We start from the raw sequence: 1,270 nt of genomic DNA on the forward strand, positions 1-1,270 counted from the left end.
CGTCGGTGGTCTCGGTCAGGCCGTACCCCTCGAAGACGTCCACGCCGGCGCCGGCGTAGAACGCGGCCAGCCGGTGCCCGAGCGGCGAGCCGCCGCAGATGACGTACCGCACCCCGCCCCCGAGCGCGGCCCGGATGCGGCGGTAGACCAGCGCGTCGTACAGCGTCCGGGCCACCTTCAGGCCCGGCCCGGGGCCGGGGCCCGTGCCGCGCTCGGCGGCCAGCACGGCCCGTCCGTAGCGCTGGGCGACGCGCGTGGCGCGGTCGAAGGAGGCGGCGCGGCCCATGCGCTCGGCCGTGGCCCGCCCGGTGTTGTGGACCTTCTCCAGGACGTACGGGATGGCCAGCAGGAACGTCGGCCGAAAACCCGCGAGGTCGGCGAGCAGGTCGTCGGTCTGGATGCTGGGCGCGTGGCCGAGGCGTACCCGGGCGCGCAGGCAGCCGACGGCGATCATCCGCCCGAAGACGTGGGCCAGCGGGAGGAAGAGGAGGGTCGAGGCGGGTTCCGTGCTGGTCGCGCGGAAGACCGGATGCAGCAGTTCGATGCCGTTGTCCACCTCGGCGAAGAAGTTGGCGTGGGTGAGCACGCAGCCCTTGGGGCGACCGGTGGTGCCCGAGGTGTAGATGAGGGTGGCGATGTCGGCGGGTTGGCGCTGCCGGCGCCGCGCGGCCACCTCCTCGTCGGCGATGTCGCGCCCGCTGGCGCCGATCTGGCCGATGGCGCCGGCGTCGAGTTGCCACAGGTGGGCCAGGCCGGGCAGGCGGGTGCGTTCCCCGCTGATCAGGCGGGCCTGCTCGACGCCCTCGACGGCGCACGCGGCGGCGCCCGAGTCGCGCAGTATCCAGTGGGCCTGGAGCGCGGAGGAGGTCGGGTAGATCGGGACGGTGACCAGCCCGGCGGCCCAGGCGGCGAAGTCGAGGAGCGTCCACTCGTAGCTGGTGCGGGCCATGATGGCGAGCCGGTCGCCGGGGCGCAGGCCGTGCGCGATCAGCCCCTTGGCGGTGGCGAGCACGGCGGACGCGAACTCGGCCGCGGTCACGTCCCGCCACGTGCCGTCCGGCCGCTTGCGGCTGAGCACGGCCTCGGTGGGCGCCTCGGCCGCGTTGTCGAACGGGATGTCGCCGAGCGAGCCCCGCGTGACCTCGGGCACGAACGCCGGCACGGCCACCTCCCGGACGACGCCGGCCACGACGGTCTTCTCCGGCTCCACCAGGACGGGCGGCCCCGCCGCCGCGCCACCGGGCAGCGGACGGTCCGCCCGCCCCGCCGC

At 75.7% G+C, this 1,270-nt stretch carries 1 protein-coding gene; it reads right to left on the reverse strand.

Going from position 1 to position 1,270, the window contains the following annotated elements; genetic code table 11:
• Positions 1-1,246: AMP-binding protein (locus tag KUM32_RS38385; protein WP_217146438.1), on the reverse strand; the 1,246-nt coding region annotated here is incomplete at its 3' end.
• Between the last annotated feature and the right edge of the window lie 24 nt (positions 1,247-1,270).

This window comes from Streptomyces sp. AC627_RSS907 (genome assembly GCF_019049165.1).